Raw genomic sequence first — 15982 nt, forward strand, 5'->3', positions numbered from 1 at the left:
CCGCGTCCACCGGATGGTGGCGGACGCGGCCCCTTCGGGCTCTCTCTCGGGGGCTTCAGGCGCGTGGCCGGTGCCTGGTGTCTGGTGCCTGGTCAGTCGTCGTCGCCGTCGTTGTCGTCCTGGTCGTCGTGGTCGATGTGCTGGCTCTGGACCTTGCCGTTGGCGGCGTCGATGGTGATGTCGTGGTTCTTGTGGTCCTTGCCGAGGACGTCGACCTCCCAGACGGTGGAGCCGTCGCGGTCGTTGTCGTCGAGGCTGTAGGCGGTGACGGTGCCGGGGACGGTCTTGAGGGCCTTGGCGGTGGCCTTGTCGTGGCCGGTCTTGTCGGCCTTGAGCTGGGCCTGGGTCTCGGCGGCGTCCTGGGCGGCGTCGTCGTCGCGGTCGGTGTGCTTGTTGAGGACCTTGCCGTTGCCGGCGTCGATGGTGATGTCGTGGTTCTTGTGGTCCTTGCCCAGGACGTCGACCTCCCAGATGAGGGAGCCGTTGCGGTCGGCGTTGTCGAGCTCGGCGGAGGTGGCGGTGCCGGGGGCGGCCTTGAGGGCCTTGGTGGTGGCCTCGGACTGGCTGATCTTGTCGGCCTTGACCTGGGCGCGGTCCTTGGCGGTGTCGTCGAGGTGGCGCTGGTTCTGGGGGAGCTGGACCGAGGAGTGCGGGGCGGGGGCGTCGTCGTCCGCGAAGGCGGTCGCGGCACCGGTGCTGCCGATCAGTGCGACGGCGGCGGCTGTGGCGAGGACGGCGGCGCGGGGGGTGAGCGTGCGCTTGGCGGTGGCCTTCATGGGGACGTTCCTCCGGGTGGTGTTGCGGCTTCCGTTCTGCCGGCGGGGGCCTGTCGTGCCCTTCCGACATGCACCACAGTGCGGAACGGATCCTGAACACAGCCTGAAGTCCTGAAGCCCTCTTCAGGTTCCGGCCCCGGAACGGTGAAGGGCCGGCGTCGGCGGGCAACCCCGCTGAGCCGGCCCTTCTGTCTGTCCGCCGGGCGGATCAGCCTCTCCCGCTACGGCGGGAGCGAGGGGAAGGCCCCTCGCTCCCCGTCAGGGGAAGGGGTTTTCGGACGGTGCGAAGCGCGGGAGGCCGTTGTCGGGCGGCGCGATGTCCGCGTGATGGTCCTGCGGCGATATAGGCATGCTGTTGTCGGCCAAGGCCGGGCCGGCCATGCCACCGAGAACGCCCACAGTGAGCGCGCAGGTGGCGAGGATCCTCTGAGAACGGGTCACCAAGACTCCTTCAGGAGAGCAACTGGGCCTCGAAGTACGGGAGTTAAAGTAGCGGAGTCGTGTGCCTCGTGTAAGGAAACGTGAGGATCGGTCGAACGTGGATCCGCTTCCGCGCCCGCCGGTGACGAGTCGAGTGGCCGACTCGGACGCACCGTTCGGCACCGTGAGTTGACGATCACGTCAGGGCGCGGCGAGGTCTCGGGCGGCTCAGCCTTGGACGACGGCGTCGAGCAACCCGGGGAAACGCGCGTCCAGGTCCTCGCGGCGCAGCATCGTCCGCAGGTAGCGGCCTTCGCGGCGCTGGTGGATGACGCCGCTTTCCCGCAGCACCTTCCAGTGGTGACTGGCGCTGCTCTTGGTCATGTCCGGAAGGATCTCCTGACACGACAACTCCCGGCCGTCGGCGAGCGTGCGCACCACCCGCAGCCGCACAGGATGCCCCAGGGCGACCAGCACCTCGTCTATGAGCAGCGCTTCCCGGCTCGGCAGGGTCTCGTACTCGGCCATGTCCGCATCGTACGACTGGAGTCGAACGGTTGTGAGGGGGGTTACGCGCGGGCCGTCCGCTCCGCGACTACGGTCCGGCTGTAGTCGAACCGGATGAACACGTTCTTCGTCCCTCGGCGAGGGCGCGTACCGCGAGGGTGCGCGCCCTCAGCTGTGCGCGTCGGGCGGACCGGCGGCTACGGCCTCGCGGCGGCGGGCTTCCGGGCCCCTCCGGCCGCGCCCGCTGCTGGAGGGCGCGGCCGGTCACCGTCACGCGTTCGGGTCGAAGGGGATCTCGGACGGCTTGGCCTTCTCCAGGTGGCTGTTGAACGTGTCGTCCTTGATGCCGAGGGTCGCGCTGCCGAAGTCGGCCTGGGTCAGCTTGTCGCGGAGGCCGGCGGGATAGCCGTCCCAGCCGACCAGGGTGGGGTACTGCCAGGTGCCCTTGTGGTTCTCCGGGGGCTCGTCGTTGGCGTTGGCGGCCCGGAAGCAGTGGGTGCTGATGCCGTCCTTGTGGTAGACGACCTTGGGGTGGGAGCCGTCGAAGGGCAGGTCGGCGCGCTTGTGGACGGTGAAGCCGCCGTGTGCGGACGTCGAGACGTACTCCGCCTGGTTGTTGTGCACCCACACCACGACGTGCTCCCAGTCGTGACGGTGCCCGGCGCTGCCGCCGCCGAGCGCGGCCTGGTCCTTCTCGAAGTAGGAGGCGTACGCCACGGCGCACCAGTCGTTGTTGCACTTCGTGCGGGCGTAGCCGTTGGTGTTCTCCAGGTCCGACAGGTCCCGGCAGTTGCCGTTGACGTCCCCGCCGAGCTTGAGGCCCTCCGCGATCGTGCCGTCGGGGCCGATCGCGGGGGTGGCGTAGCAGCCGTCGGTGTCGTAGTCGTACGCGGGCTGGAACGTGCGCTCCAGTTCGGTGGCGTTGCCGGGCAGCGCCGGGGGAGGGGCGGCCAGCGCGGTGCCCGGCAGGCCGACGACCAGCGCCACGGCACCGGCGAGCACCACCGGCGCCGTTCTGGTCCAGCGCCTGTTCCGGTGGCCGCCGTCCTGGTGGCTGCCGTCTTGGTGGTTGCTGTTCCGGCGGCTGCGACGGGTTTTCGGGCGCGCTGTCTCGCTCACGGGTACTCCTCGTCCTCCGGCGACGCGAATTCTTGGGCGATGGTGAGTGACTCAGGTTTCCCTCTCACCACTCCTGTGCCAAGAGCGCCTGAACGGTCACATGCGCGCGAAGGTGAGCGGAGTGCCCGCCTCAGCGGACCCGGTCGTAGACGAGAGCCAGCGTGCCGTGCTCGCCCGCGGCCTGGCCGGCGAGTGCCCACTGCCCCGCGGGCAGGCCGTCGTCGAAGAGGCGCGGCCCGCCGCCGAGGAAGACCGGGAAGATCGTGAGCGCCAGCCGGTCGACCTGGTCGGCCGCCAGCAGCGCCTTGATGACGCTCCCGCTGGAGAGCACGAGAATGTCGCCGCCCTCGGTCGCCTTGAGGTCCGCGACCACCTCGGCGGTCGGCTTGTCGACGACCGTCGTCCGCTCCCACGGCGCCTCGCCGAGGGTGGCGGAGAGGACCACCTTCTCGGTGCCGACGAGCCACTTCGCGAAGTCCTCGTCGCGCGGGTCGACTCCCTCCATGCCGATGACGGTGGGCCAGAAACCGAGGAAACCCTCGGCGTTGACCCGCCCGAGCAGGGCCGTTGTCGCGGGCTGCCGGAGGCTGGTCAAGAGGTCGCGGGCGACGTCGGTGTGGGCGTACGGCATCACCCAGCTCATGTCCTGGGGGCCGTCCGGCCCGGCGTAGTGGCCGTCGAGGGAGAGGCTCATGTTGGTGACGACCCTGCGGCCGGCGATCTGCTCTGTCACGTCGTGCTCCTTGTGTCGGTGTCGTGCTCGGTGCCGCCCCGCCGCCGTCGGCTCCCCCGGCGGCGGGGCGGCGGACCGCACACCGGCGGGTCAGTCGTGGGGGCTGTGGACCTCCTCGAAACCGGTGCTCTGCTCCCAGCGCAGGTAGTAGAGGCCCGAGTCGCTGTCGTAGAGGAAGACGACCCTGCTGCCGTCGTCGGTGATGCTGGTGTCCTGCCAGCCGTCGAAGTCCTTGACGGTCTTGATGTCCCAGCGGTTCAGGTCGCCGGTGCCCACGCCCGCGACGGACTCGGTCGGGGGCTCGCCGTCCGAGCAGTACTGGCCGAAGTCGGCGATCAGCGAGACCGTGCCGTTGGACTCCGCGAGGTCGACGCCCTGACAGAGGTCGGTCTTCGTCGCGTAGAGCGTCTTCCACGCGCTCCACTTCTGCGCTCCCGCCGCCTGGTGGCGCTCCTGGACGCCGGTGCCCTTGACCAGCCGGACGTGGACCTGCGAGCCGTCGCTGAGCTTGAGCGTCGACTCGTAGTCGCTGTTCGCGGCAGGTGAGGTGGCGGCGGAGCCCGGTGCGGACTGCTGGCCGGGCGCGGACTGCTGGGCCGGCGTGGCGGCGAGGGTGGTGCCGCCTCCGGCGAGCGTCAGCGCGAGGGCTGCCGTGCCGGTGGAGAGGGCGAGGGCGAGGTGCCGGCGCCGGGACCCGCTGGTTGTTGCCATCACATGTGCCTCCTAGGAATCGTCCCTGCGGTGACGAACGAGCCCGGCCCCCGGTTGCCTTCGGCCGGGAAAGAGCCGCGCGGAATGTGACGGGAGTCACGTGCGAGGCGAGCGGTGACGGACCCTTGTCAAATATCCAGAATCCTGGTTACTGTCCCGGACGTGAACGGTTTCGACGAGCGCTTCCTGACCCGCAACGGACTGGCGGCCCGCCGGCTCGCGGCCCTCCTGCTGGGCCACGAGCCGGACACCCGCCTGCCCCGGGCCCGCGACCTCGCCGAGCAGTTGAAGTGCGGCAACGGCACCATCCAGGCGGCGCTACGCCTGCTGGAGGAGTCCGGCGCCATCGAGACGGCGGCACGCGGCCACCTCGGCACCTTCCTCGTCCGCTCGGACCGCTCCGTGCTGTGGCGGCTGTCGGGTCTGGGCACCTTGCTCGCCGCGATGCCGCTGCCCTACTCCCGCCGCTACGAGGGCCTCGCCACCGGATTGCGGGCCGTCTTCGACGAGGCGGGCACGCCCTTCGCCGTGACGTTCATGCGCGGCGCCGGTGCCCGGACCACGGCGCTGCTGGAGGGCAAGGCCGACCTCGTCGTCCTCTCCCGCTTCGCCGCCGACCGGCTCGTCGAGGAGCACGAGGGCGCGCTGTCGCTGGTGGTGGACCTCGGTCCCGCCACCTACGTCGGAGCCCACGGCTTCCTGCTGCGCGAGGGCGCCTCGCTCCAGGCGGAGGGGCTGCGCGTGGCGGTCGACCACGCCTCGGAGGACCAGCGGATGCTCGCCGAGCGGGCGTTCGCCGGGCGCGACATCGAGTGGGTCGAGTGCTCGTACATGCAGCTGGGCGAACTGTTCGCGCAGGACCGCATCGACGTCACCGTCTGGAACCTCGACGAGGTGCAGGGCAGCCACGGCATGAACGTGGACGTGCTGCCGCTGGGCGACGAGATAACGCGGGACCTGTCCCTGCGGAATTCCAGCGCGGCGGTCATCGGCAGGGCCGAGAGCGAGACGGCGCTGAACGCCGTCCGCGACGCGGTCGACCCCGCCCGGGTGACAGCGCTCCAGACCGAAGTGCTCCGAGGTGACCGGATGCCCTCGTACTGAAAGGCACCACCGGATGCCTCATGACTGAACCGCACCACCGGATGCTTCATTTCGAACCGCACCACCGGATGCTCCGCACCGAACCGCGCACCCGGATGCTTCAGCATCCGCCCGCACCGTCAGAAACCAGAATCCCGATTTCCGTGGGGACTTGAGGAGGCCGCGCCATGGACGACCAGCTGGCGCTCCGTATCCAGCTCTTCCGTGAGGGGGGTCAAGTCCGGCCCGAGGCCGTCGACTTCGTCGCGGCCGAGCTGACCGCGCTCGCCGACGAGGGGCGGCCGGTCACCGAGAAGACGGCCGGGATGCTCACCAGCCATCTGATGATGGCCCTGACCCGGCTGCTCGACGGCGAGCCCGTCGAAGCGTTCCTCACCGACGAGCAGGTGGCGGCCGAGCTGGACGGCCACCCCGAGGCCGTCGCCCGCGCGCGGCGCACCGCGGCCCGCGCCAGCGCCGAACTGGGCGCGGACCTGCCCACATCCGAGATCAACTTCCTGGCGATGCACCTGGCCGTCCTCGCCCGGCGCGTCACCGGCTGAACACGTCACGGCTGAAACCGCGCACCATCCGGTGCGGCCGGACATCAGCACCCTCCGGTGCGGCCCGACACCAACCAGAACCCATCAAGCCAAGAGAGGCGACAGCCATGACGAAGATCCTCACCGGCGGAGTCGGCAAGACCGAGGTCGCCCATACCGTCACCGCGCTCGGTCTCGACGGCGTACAGGTCGCCGTATCCAGCGACATGGACGCGGCGATGAAGCTGCGCGCCGGGCAGGCCGACTACTACCTGGGCACCTGCCACACCGGAGCGGGCGCCTCCCTCGGCGTCCTGGTGGGTCTCATGGGGCAGCCCGCCTGCCACACCTTCGGCCGGAGCGTCCCGTCCGGGGACGACATCGCGGCCCTTCTCGCCGACGGCAAGAAGGTCTTCGGGTTCGCCATGGACCAGATCGACACCGTCGCCCCGCTGATCGCCCGCGCCATCGCCGCGCGCGGCGCCTGACCGGGCCCGACGCGTCCCGGGTGTGAGGGAGTAACCCATGAGCAGCACCGTGATCCAGCTGGCGGCCGGAGTCCGGCTCGACTTCTCGCTGCCCCAGCAGCTCATCGTCATCGGCCTGTGCGCGCTGACCGCGTTCATCTCGCACATGGCCCTGGCCGTCTTCAACGACGGCGTGCGCCCCTTCACGCTGGACTTCATCCAGGGGCGGACCACCCGCACGGCCACCACGGCGGTCTCCTTCGGACTGTCCGCCGGCTTCATCTTCGGGCTGGGCGCGCCGATGGCGCTCTCCTCCGGCGTCCTGAACCCGTGGCTGCTCTTCCTCCCCACCGACGTCCTGGGCCTCCTGTCGCCCAAGAAGTGGCTCGCGCCGATCCTGGGCGCCGGGTGGGGCGCGGTGGTCGTCTTCGGGCTGGGCGGCGCCAACGACCTGGCGCACGACCTGCCGGTGGACTTCCTGACGGCGATGCAGCAGATGTCCACGCCGATCCTGTTCCTGTTCACGCTGTTTCCGGTGCTCGCCATCACCAAGCAGTTCGGGCGCGTGCGGGGCGGGATCGCGGGCGTCGTCGAACTGGCCCTCGTCGTACTGACGATGAAGCTGTGGCCGAACATGTTCGCGGGCGCGCTGGCCATGGCCGTCGGCGTCCTGATGCTGATCGGCCTGGCCGTCTCCCGTGACCTCAAGCAGCGCAAGGCCGACCGCGCGGCGGCGGCCGAGGCGGGCCACGCGGACGGTGCCCCGGACGAGGCGGACGAGGCGGACGCCGAGGCGGACGACCCGATGGCCTCGCTCTTCAGCGCCAGCGCTGCCCGGCTGCGCCGCTACCTGCCGCTGTTCATGGTGCTCGGCGCGGGCGTCTGTCTCCTGGCGCAGACGCACATATTCGGCGGCGGTGAGGCCACCAGCTTCCTCATAGCGAAGGGGCAGTATTCGGAGGCGGCCCAGGTCGACTTCTACCGGGTGTTCGGCTTCCTCCCGCTGATCGCGACCACCGCCCTGGCCTCGGGCGCCTACGGCATCGCGGGCTTCACGCTCGTCTACCCCCTCGGCTATCTGATGCCGAACCCGGTGCTCGCCCTGCTGGTGGGGGCCGTGGTCTTCGCGCTGGAGGTCCTGGCGCTCTCCTGCATCGGCAAGTTCCTCGGCAAGCTGCCGAGCGTGCGCGACTCCTCCGAACACCTGCGCAGCGCGATCTCCGAGAGCCTCCAGCTGGCCATCCTGTTCGGCTCGCTGATGGCCGCCAACGCGATGGGCGCGGGCCTCGGCATCCTCGTCGTCGGCGGGCTCTACCTGCTCAACGAGGCCATGGGACGGCCCGTCGTCCGGATGGCGGCGGCCCCGGCCGCGGTGATCGTCGGCGGCATCCTGCTCAACGCCTTGTACTGGCTCGACCTGTTCACCCCCGTCAAGGGCTGAGGCAGCGAGCCGGGCAGGGCGCCACCCCAGAAGGGCACCGCACCATGAGCACCCCCTACGTCTCCGAAACCGGACTCCACGCGTCCGACAACGAACCGCACGCCCCGGGGACCGGCCTCCACGCGTCCGGAACCGAACCGCACGCCCCGGAGGCCGGACTCCACGCCCCGGAGGCCGGACTCCACGTGCGCACCGTCACCGGGCCGCTGGCCTGCGCCTCCGTGCGCGGCCCGGTGCTCGCCCACGAGCACCTGGTCCTCGACCTGGACCTCAAGGGTGACGGCGCCGCCGTCCTGGACGCGGACCGGCACGGGGCGTCGGTCGGCGCCGAACTCACCGCGCTGCGCGAGGAGTTCGGCCTCTCCCTCGTCGTCGAGCTGACCTGCCGGGGGATGGGCCGCGATCCGCGCGCTCTCGCCCGGATGTCGCGCGAGACGGGCGTCGCCGTCGTCGCCGCCACGGGCTGGTACTACGAGCCCTTCCACCCGGCGGAGCTGACTCACGCCACTGTCGAGCAGCTCACCGCCACCCTCGTCGCGGAGACGGGTGGGGGCGGGCACACCGGCATAGAGGGCACCGGCATGGACGGCACCGGCATTCGGCCCGGTGTCATCGGCGAGGTCGGCAGCCACGGGGAGGTGCCGAGCGAGCCGGAGGCCAGGTCGCTGCGGGCCGCGGCGCGGGCGGCCCGCACCACCGGCCTCTCGGTGGCCACCCACGCGCAGCTCGGACGCGGCGGCCCGGCCCAGCTCGATGTGCTGACCGGCGAGGGGCTGCCCCCGCACCGCGTCAGCGTCGGACACCAGGACCTCCTCGACGACCCCGCCGTGCACCGGGAACTCGCGGCTGCGGGCGCCTATGTCGCCTTCGACACCGTCGGTAAGGACGGCTACCAGAGCGACGAGACACGCCTGCGGCTGCTGCTGGCCCTCCTGGAGGCCGGGCACGCCGACCGGATCCTGCTCAGTTGTGACATCTCACGCCACGGCTACCTGCGTACCGAGGGCGGCCAGGGCTACGGGCACCTGTTCCGCTCGTTCCTGCCCGCCGCGCGGGCCGTGGGCGTGGACGACGACCTCATCGACCTGATGACCCGGCGCAACCCGCTGCGCTTCCTGACCGGCGCGAGCCCGGAGGAGATCTGAGATGGCGGCCCCCACCCTCCCGCCGACCCACCCACTGGCCACCGTCCCGGTCGAGGACGCCATCGCGCACCAGTTCCGGCTGTTGGAGCACACCGCGGCGCACTTCGAGGGCGGACAGCTCTTCGACGCCGACGCCGGGGTGGTGCCCGGTCTCGGCAGACCCCGCACCACGGCCCGCGTCGAGGCCATCCTCGCCGACTACTTCGGCGCCGAGGACGCCGCGCTCGTGCAGGGAGCGGGCACCGGCGCCATCCGCGCCGCGCTCAACGCCGCCGTACGCCCCGGCGAACCGCTGCTCATCCACCGCGCCCCGGTCTACCGCACCACGCGGGTCACGCTGCGCGGGCTCGGCGTGGAGACCGTCCAGGCCGACTTCAACGACGGGGAGACGCTGCGCGCCGCGCTGGCACCGGGCCGGTTCCGGTGGGCCTACGTCCAGCACACCCGGCAGCGTCTGACCGACTCCTACGACCCCGGCGAGGTGCTGGCGGCCTGCCGTGCGGCGGGGGTGCGCACCCTCACCGACGACAACTACGCCGTCTTCCGCGTGCCCGCCTCCGGCGTCGAACTCGGGTCCGACGCCTCCTGCTTCTCCCTGTTCAAGCTGCACGGCCCCGAGGGCGTGGGCGCCGTCGTCGGCTCCGCCGACCTGGTCGGACGCGTCCGCGCCGACAACTACTCCGGCGGCGGACAGGTGCAAGGGCACCAGGCGCTGGACGCGCTGCGCGCCCTCACCCACGTCCCCGTGCTGTGGGCCGTGCAATCGCGCGTCGGGAGTGAGGTCGCCGAGCGGCTCGCGGCGGGCGAGGTGCCCGGCGTCGCCGAGGTGCGGCTGGCCAACGCGCAGGACAGATGCGTGCTCATCCGGCTGGAGCGGCCGGTGGCCGCCCGCCTCCCCGAGACGGCACAGAGGTTCGGCGCCGCGTCCTATCCTGTCGGCTCCAACTCCCGCTACGAGATCGCGCCGCTCTTCTACCGCATGTCCAGCTCGACCCTGGACGACGCGCCCGAGCTGGCCGACTGGGTCGTGCGCGTCAACCCGATGCGCGCCGGTGCCGACCTGGTCCTGGACATCCTCCGCCGCGCCCTGGACGAGCTGGCTTCGGGCACCGGCGAACCGACGGCCGGCGTCCGCGAACCGGCCCTCGGAGCCGACGAGCCGACGTGCGGCGCCCCCGGCCAGGGCGGCACCCTCGGTCAGGGCGGCGCCCCAGGCCAGGGCGGCGCCCCAGGCCAGGACGGCGCCCCAGGCCAGGACGGCGCCCCAGGCCAGGACGGCGCCCCAGGCCAGGACGGCGCCCCAGGCCAGGACGGCGCGCCCTCGCACCACCCCGCACCGCAGCACCACACAAAGGACTGACGTGTTCCTCGACAGCCTGCTCGCCCGCAACCCGGGGCTCGCCGAAGCCGCGGCCGACCTCCACCGGCGCGGTGAGATTCCGCCCGACACGTACGTCATGGACCTCGACGCCGTGGCCGCGAACGCAGCCCTCCTGGCCGCCGAGGCCGAACGGCTCGGACTCGGCCTGTGGTTCGTCGTCAAGCAGTTCGGACGCAACCCCGAACTGATCGAGGCCGTCTCCCGCGCGATCCCCGCCTACGCCGCCATCGACGCGGACGAGGCCCGCACCCTGCACGCCGCCGGCGCCCGCGCGGGCAACCTCGGCCACCTGGTGCAGATCCCGCACCGCGCGCTGCCCGAACTGCTGGCCCTGCGCCCGGAGACCGTCACGGTCTACGACCTGGACAACGCGCGCGCCGTCTCCGAACACGCGCTGCGCCTCGGCTTCGTCCAGGACGTCCTCGTACGGCTCGAAGGCGCCGAGGGCGCGGTCTACCCGGGTCAGGAAGGCGGGGTCCCGCTCCGGGGGCTCGACGCGTTCGCCGAGGCCGCCGAGCGGCTGGAGGGCGTACGGCTCGCCGGGGTCACCGCCTTCCCCTGCGTCCTGTGCGACCCGGCGACGGGCGTCCCCGCACCCACCCCGAACTTCGACATCGCCCTCAAGGGACGCGACGTCCTCGCCGCGCGCGGGCACTCGGGCCTCAAGCTGAGCGCCCCCAGCGCCACCTCCGTGGCGACACTTCCCCTGCTGGCCCGGCTCGGCGCCACCCACGGCGAACCCGGCCACGCGCTGACCGGCACCACCCCGCTGCACGCGCTCGATCCCACACAGCCGGAGAAGCCCGCGCAGCCGGAGAAGCCCGCGTACGTGTACGTCACCGAGGTCGCCCACACGCTGGCCGACGGCCGGCCCGCGCTGTTCGGCGGCGGCTTCTACCCCCGCTCGCACCTCAAGTCCGCGCTGCTGCCCCGGACCGGCGCACGCCTGGCGGTGCGGGGCGCGCCCGCCGAGAACATCGACTACTACCGCCTCCTCGAAGCCCCGGACCCGGATCCCGGCGGCTCCGGCTCCGGCTCCGGCTTCGGCTCCGGCTCCGGAGTGCGTGCCGGAGACACGGCGCTGCTGGCCTTCCGCACCCAGGTCTTCGTGACGCGCTCGACCGTCGCCGTCGTCGCGGGCCTGGCGGCCGGAGCGCCGCGCCTCACCGGGCTCTACGACGCGCGGGGGCGGGCGCTGTGACGGGCGGGGCGGCCGACAGGGCGGTCGGCGAGGCGGGCGGCATCCCCGACGACAGCGGCGGCAGGACCGTCATCGTCGTCCTCGACGGCTTCGGGACCGGCGCCATGCCGGACGCGGGGGCCCTGCGCCCCGGCGACGTGACGGCCGACACCTGCGGCCACGTACTCGACCACGCCCGCGAGGAGTTCGGCCGCCCGCTGCGGCTGCCCGCGCTCGGCGCGCTCGGGCTCGGCCTCGTCCACCCGCACCCCGACCTGGCCCGCCGGACCCAGCTGCCGGTGGCGGCGGGCCGCGCCGCGCTCGGCTACCCCGGCGCGGACACCTTCGCGGGCCACCAGACCCTGATGGGGGCCGACTTCAGCCGGGTGACGGTGGCACGGCTGGGCGACCACCTGGAGGAGGTCACCCGGGCGCTGCGCGAGGCCGGGCACTGTGTCGAACTCCTGGACGGCAAACCGCTGTTGGCCGTCGACGGCGGCGTACTCGTGCACGACAACCTGGAGGCCGACCCCGGCATCAACTGGAACGCCTCCGGCCGCCTGGAGGACCTCACCTTCGACGGCATCCTCACCATCGCCCGCACGGTACGCTCCCTCGCACCCGTCGCCCGCGTCATCGCGGTGGGCGGCCACGCGGACGGTCCGCTGAGCGGCTTCGTACGCGACGGCGACGGCGGCACGGTCGGCCTCGACACCCCGGCCACCGGCTTCTACCGCAACGGCGGCCTCCAGGTGCGGCACCTGGGCGCGAGCCTGGACCACACCCGCCAGCTCCCCGAACTCGCCGCGCGTGCCGGGATCCCGGTGACGCTCGTCGGCAAGGCCGCCGACATCCTGGAGTGCGAGTCCGCCGTACGCCGCCCGGCCGTGCCCACGGCCGACGTGCTCGCGCACACCCTGGAGGCCGTCCGCGCACCGGCCGTCCGCGGGCCGGCCGCCCGCGCTCCGGGCCGTGCGCTCGTCGTGGCCAACGTGCAGGAGAGCGACCTGGCGGGCCACCAGCAGGACCCCACGCGCTACGCCCGGATCCTGGAGCAGGCCGACGCGGGCCTGGCCGCGCTGATCGCGCTGCTCGACCGGCCCGGCGACCGCCTCGTGGTCACCGGCGACCACGGCAACGACCCGACGATCGGCCACGCGTACCACACCCGCGAGTACGTCCCCGTCCTCGTCCACCGCCCCGAGGCCACCGCGCTCGAACTCCTGCCGGACGCGGGCAGCCTCGCGGACGTGGGCGCCACGGCCGCCGCTTCCCTGGGCCTCGACCCCACGGAACTGGCCAACGGAACCCAGCTGCGCCGCGCACCCGACGCGGCCTGAGCCCTGTTCGGCCCCGCACGACGCGCGTGCTCGACCGGCTGCCCGACACCTCGTCACCGGCCTGGCCGGTGACGAGGAGGGCCGGTAAACGGGAGGACGGGCGCGGGGCGGCGCTCGTAGAGTGCCGGGCATGCCCGGCATCCGCTCCACCCACTTCGTGTGCCCGCCCTGCCGCACGGCGCTGAAACGCCCGGTGGGACAGCCGGGCCCGCCTCCGCCGTGTGCCCACTGCGGCCATCCCATGACCGACGCCGGCCCTCAACTCGCCGTACCACCACGGCGCGACGCCGACGGCTGGGCCGCCCTCGCCGCCGTCCTCGAAGCGGGCCTGCGCTTCCCCGCGATCGGCTGCGAGGCCGACGGCCCCGGCTACCGCCCCCGCACCATGCGCGAGGTCGAGGAACGCCGCACAGCGGCCCACCGGACCGGCCGCCCCGTGGCCGAAATGCTGGCGACCCGGGACCCGTGGGACGAGGACGGGCCCGCCCACGCTCCTGCCTGAGCGTGCCCCCGCCCTACAGCACGCCCCCCGCCGCATCGTGGAACAGCTCCGGCCAGCAGCGGAAGTCGTCGGGGCCCGTGACAGGGGTGCAGGCGACGGGGTCGACGGTGGCCAGGGTATGGAGCATCGTGGTGGCGAGCTGGTAGTAGAACTCGCCGGTGTCGCCGGTCAGATTGTGCCGTTCCGCAAGCGCCTGCTCGCGGCTGTACAGCCACAGAGTGAAGGCCAGCGTGGAGATGTCGGCGTTCAGCTGTGTCGTCGTGTCGCCGTCGTAGGTCATGTGACGGACCTCGCCGGTGCGGCCGTCGAGCACGACCGTGAGGTCATTGGCCAACCCGCCGAGGACGAGCAGGTGCCCGGCGTCGGCCGGGAGTTGGTCGGTGCCGTCGTACAGGTGCCGGAGCCTCGGATCCCGGCGGGAGCGCTCACGGTCCTCGGACACGGTCAGCAGCAGATCCTCCGGCCCGCACGGCCAGAACAGCCCGCATTCACCGGGGAGTCCGGCCTCGGCCAGAAACCGGCGGGTCGGCCCGTGCTCCAGCGCGTCGGGTATGCGCGACGGGTCCGCCCGGACGAGCCCCTCGGGGCCGAACTCCTCCTCCAGCAGCTCCTTCGGCAGCTCCAGCCGCAGGCCCCGGCCCGGCGCGGCGATCAGGGACAGGGGACGGAACAGCGCCGTGATGCGCCAGAACATGGGGACCGCCGTGTCCCAGCTGGCCGGGTCACCCGCCACGCTCCAGCCGTCCGTGCCCCACTCCTCGCCGGTGACGACGGCCAACAGGAGAGCCGACGCCTCGGCGGCCACGTCGGCACCGGTGCGCCCCGCCAGCGGAGCGAACCGGCCGCACAGGGCGTCGAGTTCGCTCACCGCCGTCAAAAAGCGGGCCAGTGCGTCCAGGGACGGAGCGAGCGGGAACGCCTCGGCGTGCCGGGGGGCGCTCATTTCCAGGGTGAAGACCCGTCCGGTGTCCCCGTCGAGCAGGATCTCGTGCGCGGCCTCGCTGCCGGTGAACAGGTGGCCGATGGCCAGCAGACGCGCGATGCCGGGGTCGAGCTCGGCCGCGTCGTCCTTCTCGTCGACCACGTGCGCCACCGTCACCACCCGGGACTCGGCCAGGTGCGGGAACAGCATCAGACCCGTGCCGGTGGGCAACCCGGCACCCGCACTGTCGCTGGCGCCCGCATCGGCGACGGCCCCCGCGCCCGTCAGCCGGCGCCGCGTCGGCGCGTGCGTGATCGCCGGTGTCAGTGCCTCCCGCGGCACTGTGAGAACCGCTCGCGTCATCCCCGACCCCCGCCGAACCATGTCTGGCGATCACTACGACTGCGATCACCACGACAGCACCCTAGTGCCGTGACCGGCAATGTTTGCCCGGAAGGAGCGTCGTCGTGGGGGCACCCCCTGCTCGGAGAGCTTGGGGGAGTGCGTGCCGGGCGGCGCGACGGGGCAAAGCTTGCCGGGAGGGGCACTAGGTGCCTTCGAAGTCCCGTCTGCCCGCCGGGCGGACGACGCTGCTTTGAAGACACTCCCTGGAGGCGGGCACCGGCATCACGGTCCGGCGGGAGGAACCCCTCGGGGGCGGAGGGGGCTCAACCGCCGGGGCGCCGCTGGGGTCAGCGGCGCCCCGGCGGCCGGCTCAGCAGGTTTCCCGTACGTGTTCCGGGTCGCCCTCGGGCGTCACGTTCTCATCGCGCTTGACGATGCTCAGCCGGTCCTTCCAGCCGGAGCAGGCGCGCTCCATGCCTTCAGCCCCGTACTCGATCACCACGACGCGGTCGTCGTACGCCTCGGCGTAGCTTCCGCACTCTTCCCAATGGCCGCACTCCTCGGCGACGGCGAAGTCCGTGCCCAGCTCATCGCGGGCTTCGGCCAGCTCGGAGGTGTTCTTCTGGGCGATGGCCAGGCCCTTGGAGTGGGCGTGATCGGCCAGTCGCTTGGAGAGCGCCTTGGCGCCCTCCGCGTCCAGCTGGTCGAACCGGTCGTAGGTGTCGAGGTTGTCCGGCTCGACGGCCTGGAAGCCCTTCGAGGCGCAGTCGTCGATCCAGCCGTTCACCTTCTCGGCGATCCGCTTGCGCTTGTCGTCGGTCCGGGTGTCGAGCACGGCCTCCTTCCACTTGCCGTCGTAGACGACGTCACCGTTGTCGTCCCGCAGGAGCAGGTCGTCCTCCCACTCACCCTCGGCGCCCGGCTGAGTCTGGAAAGCGTTGACGTAGCAGATGTTGTACAGCTTGTCGGCCGGCTTCGCGGTGTGGTCGCGGGAGACGATGTCGACGCCCTCCGGCGGCGTGTACGCGCCGCCGATCTGGTAGTCGAAGCCGCCGTTCTTCGGCGGCAGGGAGATCTCCGCCTTCGCGGCATCGGCCTTGCTGCCACCGGTGTTGACCGCTCCGGCGTTGAACGCTCCGGTGACAAGGAGACCCGCACCGGCGGCGGCTGCCACGGTGAGGGAGATGAATCTGCGGGACTTGAAACGATGTTGGCTCACTTTGGAACTCCGCTGTGGGGGATGCGGCCCCGCCTCGGGCCCGCGCAGGCCCTGGCGACTCAGTCCGGGCTCGCGGCGGGGGGATGCCGACACACCGGCTGGGCGCACCTCTGGTGCCGACTGTCGTCGGCGCACAGGGAGTAAAGCGA

The 15982-nt window shown here is 72.3% G+C and carries 16 protein-coding genes and 1 pseudogene; 9 read left to right on the forward strand and 8 right to left on the reverse strand.

Annotated features, from left to right (window positions below):
- Nucleotides 1–92: 92 nt before the first annotated feature.
- The 6 genes from OHB04_RS27080 to OHB04_RS27105 form a co-directional block, all read right to left on the reverse strand.
- Nucleotides 93–776 carry a PepSY domain-containing protein gene (locus OHB04_RS27080; RefSeq protein WP_326690250.1) on the reverse strand — a complete coding sequence of 228 codons (684 nt, stop codon included), beginning with the start codon at nucleotides 774–776 and terminating at the stop codon, nucleotides 93–95.
- Nucleotides 777–1034: 258 nt separating this feature from the next.
- Entirely contained in the window at nucleotides 1035–1217 is a 183-nt protein-coding gene (locus OHB04_RS27085) for a hypothetical protein (RefSeq protein ID WP_326690251.1), read from the reverse strand.
- Nucleotides 1218–1424: 207 nt separating this feature from the next.
- Complete coding sequence (locus tag OHB04_RS27090) at nucleotides 1425–1724, reverse strand: ArsR/SmtB family transcription factor (protein ID WP_326690252.1); 300 nt, start codon at nucleotides 1722–1724, stop codon at nucleotides 1425–1427.
- Between the two features lie 249 nt (nucleotides 1725–1973).
- On the reverse strand, nucleotides 1974–2708 hold the full coding sequence (locus OHB04_RS27095) for an NPP1 family protein (RefSeq protein WP_326692928.1): 735 nt from the start codon (nucleotides 2706–2708) through the stop codon (nucleotides 1974–1976).
- Between the two features lie 244 nt (nucleotides 2709–2952).
- A complete protein-coding gene (locus OHB04_RS27100) occupies nucleotides 2953–3555 on the reverse strand; it encodes a dihydrofolate reductase family protein (RefSeq protein WP_326690253.1) in 603 nt (200 codons plus the stop codon).
- A 90-nt stretch (nucleotides 3556–3645) separates the two neighbouring features.
- Complete coding sequence (locus OHB04_RS27105; RefSeq protein WP_326690254.1) at nucleotides 3646–4266, reverse strand: hypothetical protein; 621 nt, start codon at nucleotides 4264–4266, stop codon at nucleotides 3646–3648.
- 162 nt (nucleotides 4267–4428) lie between these two features.
- Between OHB04_RS27105 and yhfZ the strand changes: the two genes are divergently transcribed.
- The 9 genes and pseudogenes from yhfZ to OHB04_RS27150 all read left to right on the forward strand — a co-directional run bounded on the left by yhfZ (nucleotide 4429) and on the right by OHB04_RS27150 (nucleotide 13347).
- A complete protein-coding gene (yhfZ, locus tag OHB04_RS27110; protein WP_326690255.1) occupies nucleotides 4429–5370 on the forward strand; it encodes a GntR family transcriptional regulator YhfZ in 942 nt (313 codons plus the stop codon).
- A gap of 167 nt (nucleotides 5371–5537) precedes the next feature.
- Nucleotides 5538–5912: a PRD domain-containing protein gene (locus OHB04_RS27115; RefSeq protein ID WP_326808493.1), complete on the forward strand. Its 375-nt coding sequence runs from the start codon at nucleotides 5538–5540 to the stop codon at nucleotides 5910–5912.
- Between the two features lie 107 nt (nucleotides 5913–6019).
- A complete protein-coding gene (locus OHB04_RS27120; protein ID WP_326690257.1) occupies nucleotides 6020–6379 on the forward strand; it encodes a DUF2620 domain-containing protein in 360 nt (119 codons plus the stop codon).
- A gap of 37 nt (nucleotides 6380–6416) precedes the next feature.
- Nucleotides 6417–7799, forward strand: a complete 1383-nt coding sequence (locus OHB04_RS27125) for a YhfT family protein (protein WP_326808494.1) — start codon at nucleotides 6417–6419, stop codon at nucleotides 7797–7799.
- Between the two features lie 44 nt (nucleotides 7800–7843).
- On the forward strand, nucleotides 7844–8944 hold the full coding sequence (locus tag OHB04_RS27130) for a phosphotriesterase family protein (protein WP_326808495.1): 1101 nt from the start codon (nucleotides 7844–7846) through the stop codon (nucleotides 8942–8944).
- 1 nt (nucleotide 8945) lies between these two features.
- Nucleotides 8946–10046, forward strand: a pseudogene (locus OHB04_RS27135) (aminotransferase class V-fold PLP-dependent enzyme); the annotation flags it as partial.
- A 259-nt stretch (nucleotides 10047–10305) separates the two neighbouring features.
- The gene (locus OHB04_RS27140) at nucleotides 10306–11526 is read left to right on the forward strand and encodes an alanine racemase (RefSeq protein ID WP_326808496.1); all 1221 of its coding nucleotides are present in this window, start codon (nucleotides 10306–10308) and stop codon (nucleotides 11524–11526) included.
- A gap of 41 nt (nucleotides 11527–11567) precedes the next feature.
- The gene (locus tag OHB04_RS27145) at nucleotides 11568–12845 is read left to right on the forward strand and encodes a phosphopentomutase (protein WP_326809533.1); all 1278 of its coding nucleotides are present in this window, start codon (nucleotides 11568–11570) and stop codon (nucleotides 12843–12845) included.
- 130 nt (nucleotides 12846–12975) lie between these two features.
- Complete coding sequence (locus OHB04_RS27150; protein WP_326808497.1) at nucleotides 12976–13347, forward strand: deoxyxylulose-5-phosphate synthase; 372 nt, start codon at nucleotides 12976–12978, stop codon at nucleotides 13345–13347.
- A 13-nt stretch (nucleotides 13348–13360) separates the two neighbouring features.
- Here the strand turns inward: OHB04_RS27150 and OHB04_RS27155 are convergent, their stop codons facing one another.
- Nucleotides 13361–14632 carry an SUKH-4 family immunity protein gene (locus OHB04_RS27155; RefSeq protein WP_326808498.1) on the reverse strand — a complete coding sequence of 424 codons (1272 nt, stop codon included), beginning with the start codon at nucleotides 14630–14632 and terminating at the stop codon, nucleotides 13361–13363.
- A gap of 352 nt (nucleotides 14633–14984) precedes the next feature.
- Nucleotides 14985–15833, reverse strand: coding sequence for an endo alpha-1,4 polygalactosaminidase (locus OHB04_RS27160; protein WP_405803708.1), 849 nt, complete (start codon nucleotides 15831–15833; stop codon nucleotides 14985–14987).
- Nucleotides 15834–15982: the final 149 nt, after the last annotated feature.

Source organism: Streptomyces sp. NBC_01775 (assembly GCF_035917675.1).
Taxonomy (GTDB): domain Bacteria; phylum Actinomycetota; class Actinomycetes; order Streptomycetales; family Streptomycetaceae; genus Streptomyces.

Coding starts and splice junctions, on each gene's coding strand:
- OHB04_RS27155 (WP_326808498.1), bottom strand. CDS start 14,632: ATGACGCGAGCGGTTCTCACAGTGCCGCGGGAGGCACTGACACCGGCG.
- OHB04_RS27130 (WP_326808495.1), top strand. CDS start 7,844: ATGAGCACCCCCTACGTCTCCGAAACCGGACTCCACGCGTCCGACAAC.
- OHB04_RS27115 (WP_326808493.1), top strand. CDS start 5,538: ATGGACGACCAGCTGGCGCTCCGTATCCAGCTCTTCCGTGAGGGGGGT.
- OHB04_RS27150 (WP_326808497.1), top strand. CDS start 12,976: ATGCCCGGCATCCGCTCCACCCACTTCGTGTGCCCGCCCTGCCGCACG.
- OHB04_RS27090 (WP_326690252.1), bottom strand. CDS start 1,724: ATGGCCGAGTACGAGACCCTGCCGAGCCGGGAAGCGCTGCTCATAGAC.
- OHB04_RS27125 (WP_326808494.1), top strand. CDS start 6,417: ATGAGCAGCACCGTGATCCAGCTGGCGGCCGGAGTCCGGCTCGACTTC.
- OHB04_RS27105 (WP_326690254.1), bottom strand. CDS start 4,266: ATGGCAACAACCAGCGGGTCCCGGCGCCGGCACCTCGCCCTCGCCCTC.
- OHB04_RS27080 (WP_326690250.1), bottom strand. CDS start 776: ATGAAGGCCACCGCCAAGCGCACGCTCACCCCCCGCGCCGCCGTCCTC.
- OHB04_RS27120 (WP_326690257.1), top strand. CDS start 6,020: ATGACGAAGATCCTCACCGGCGGAGTCGGCAAGACCGAGGTCGCCCAT.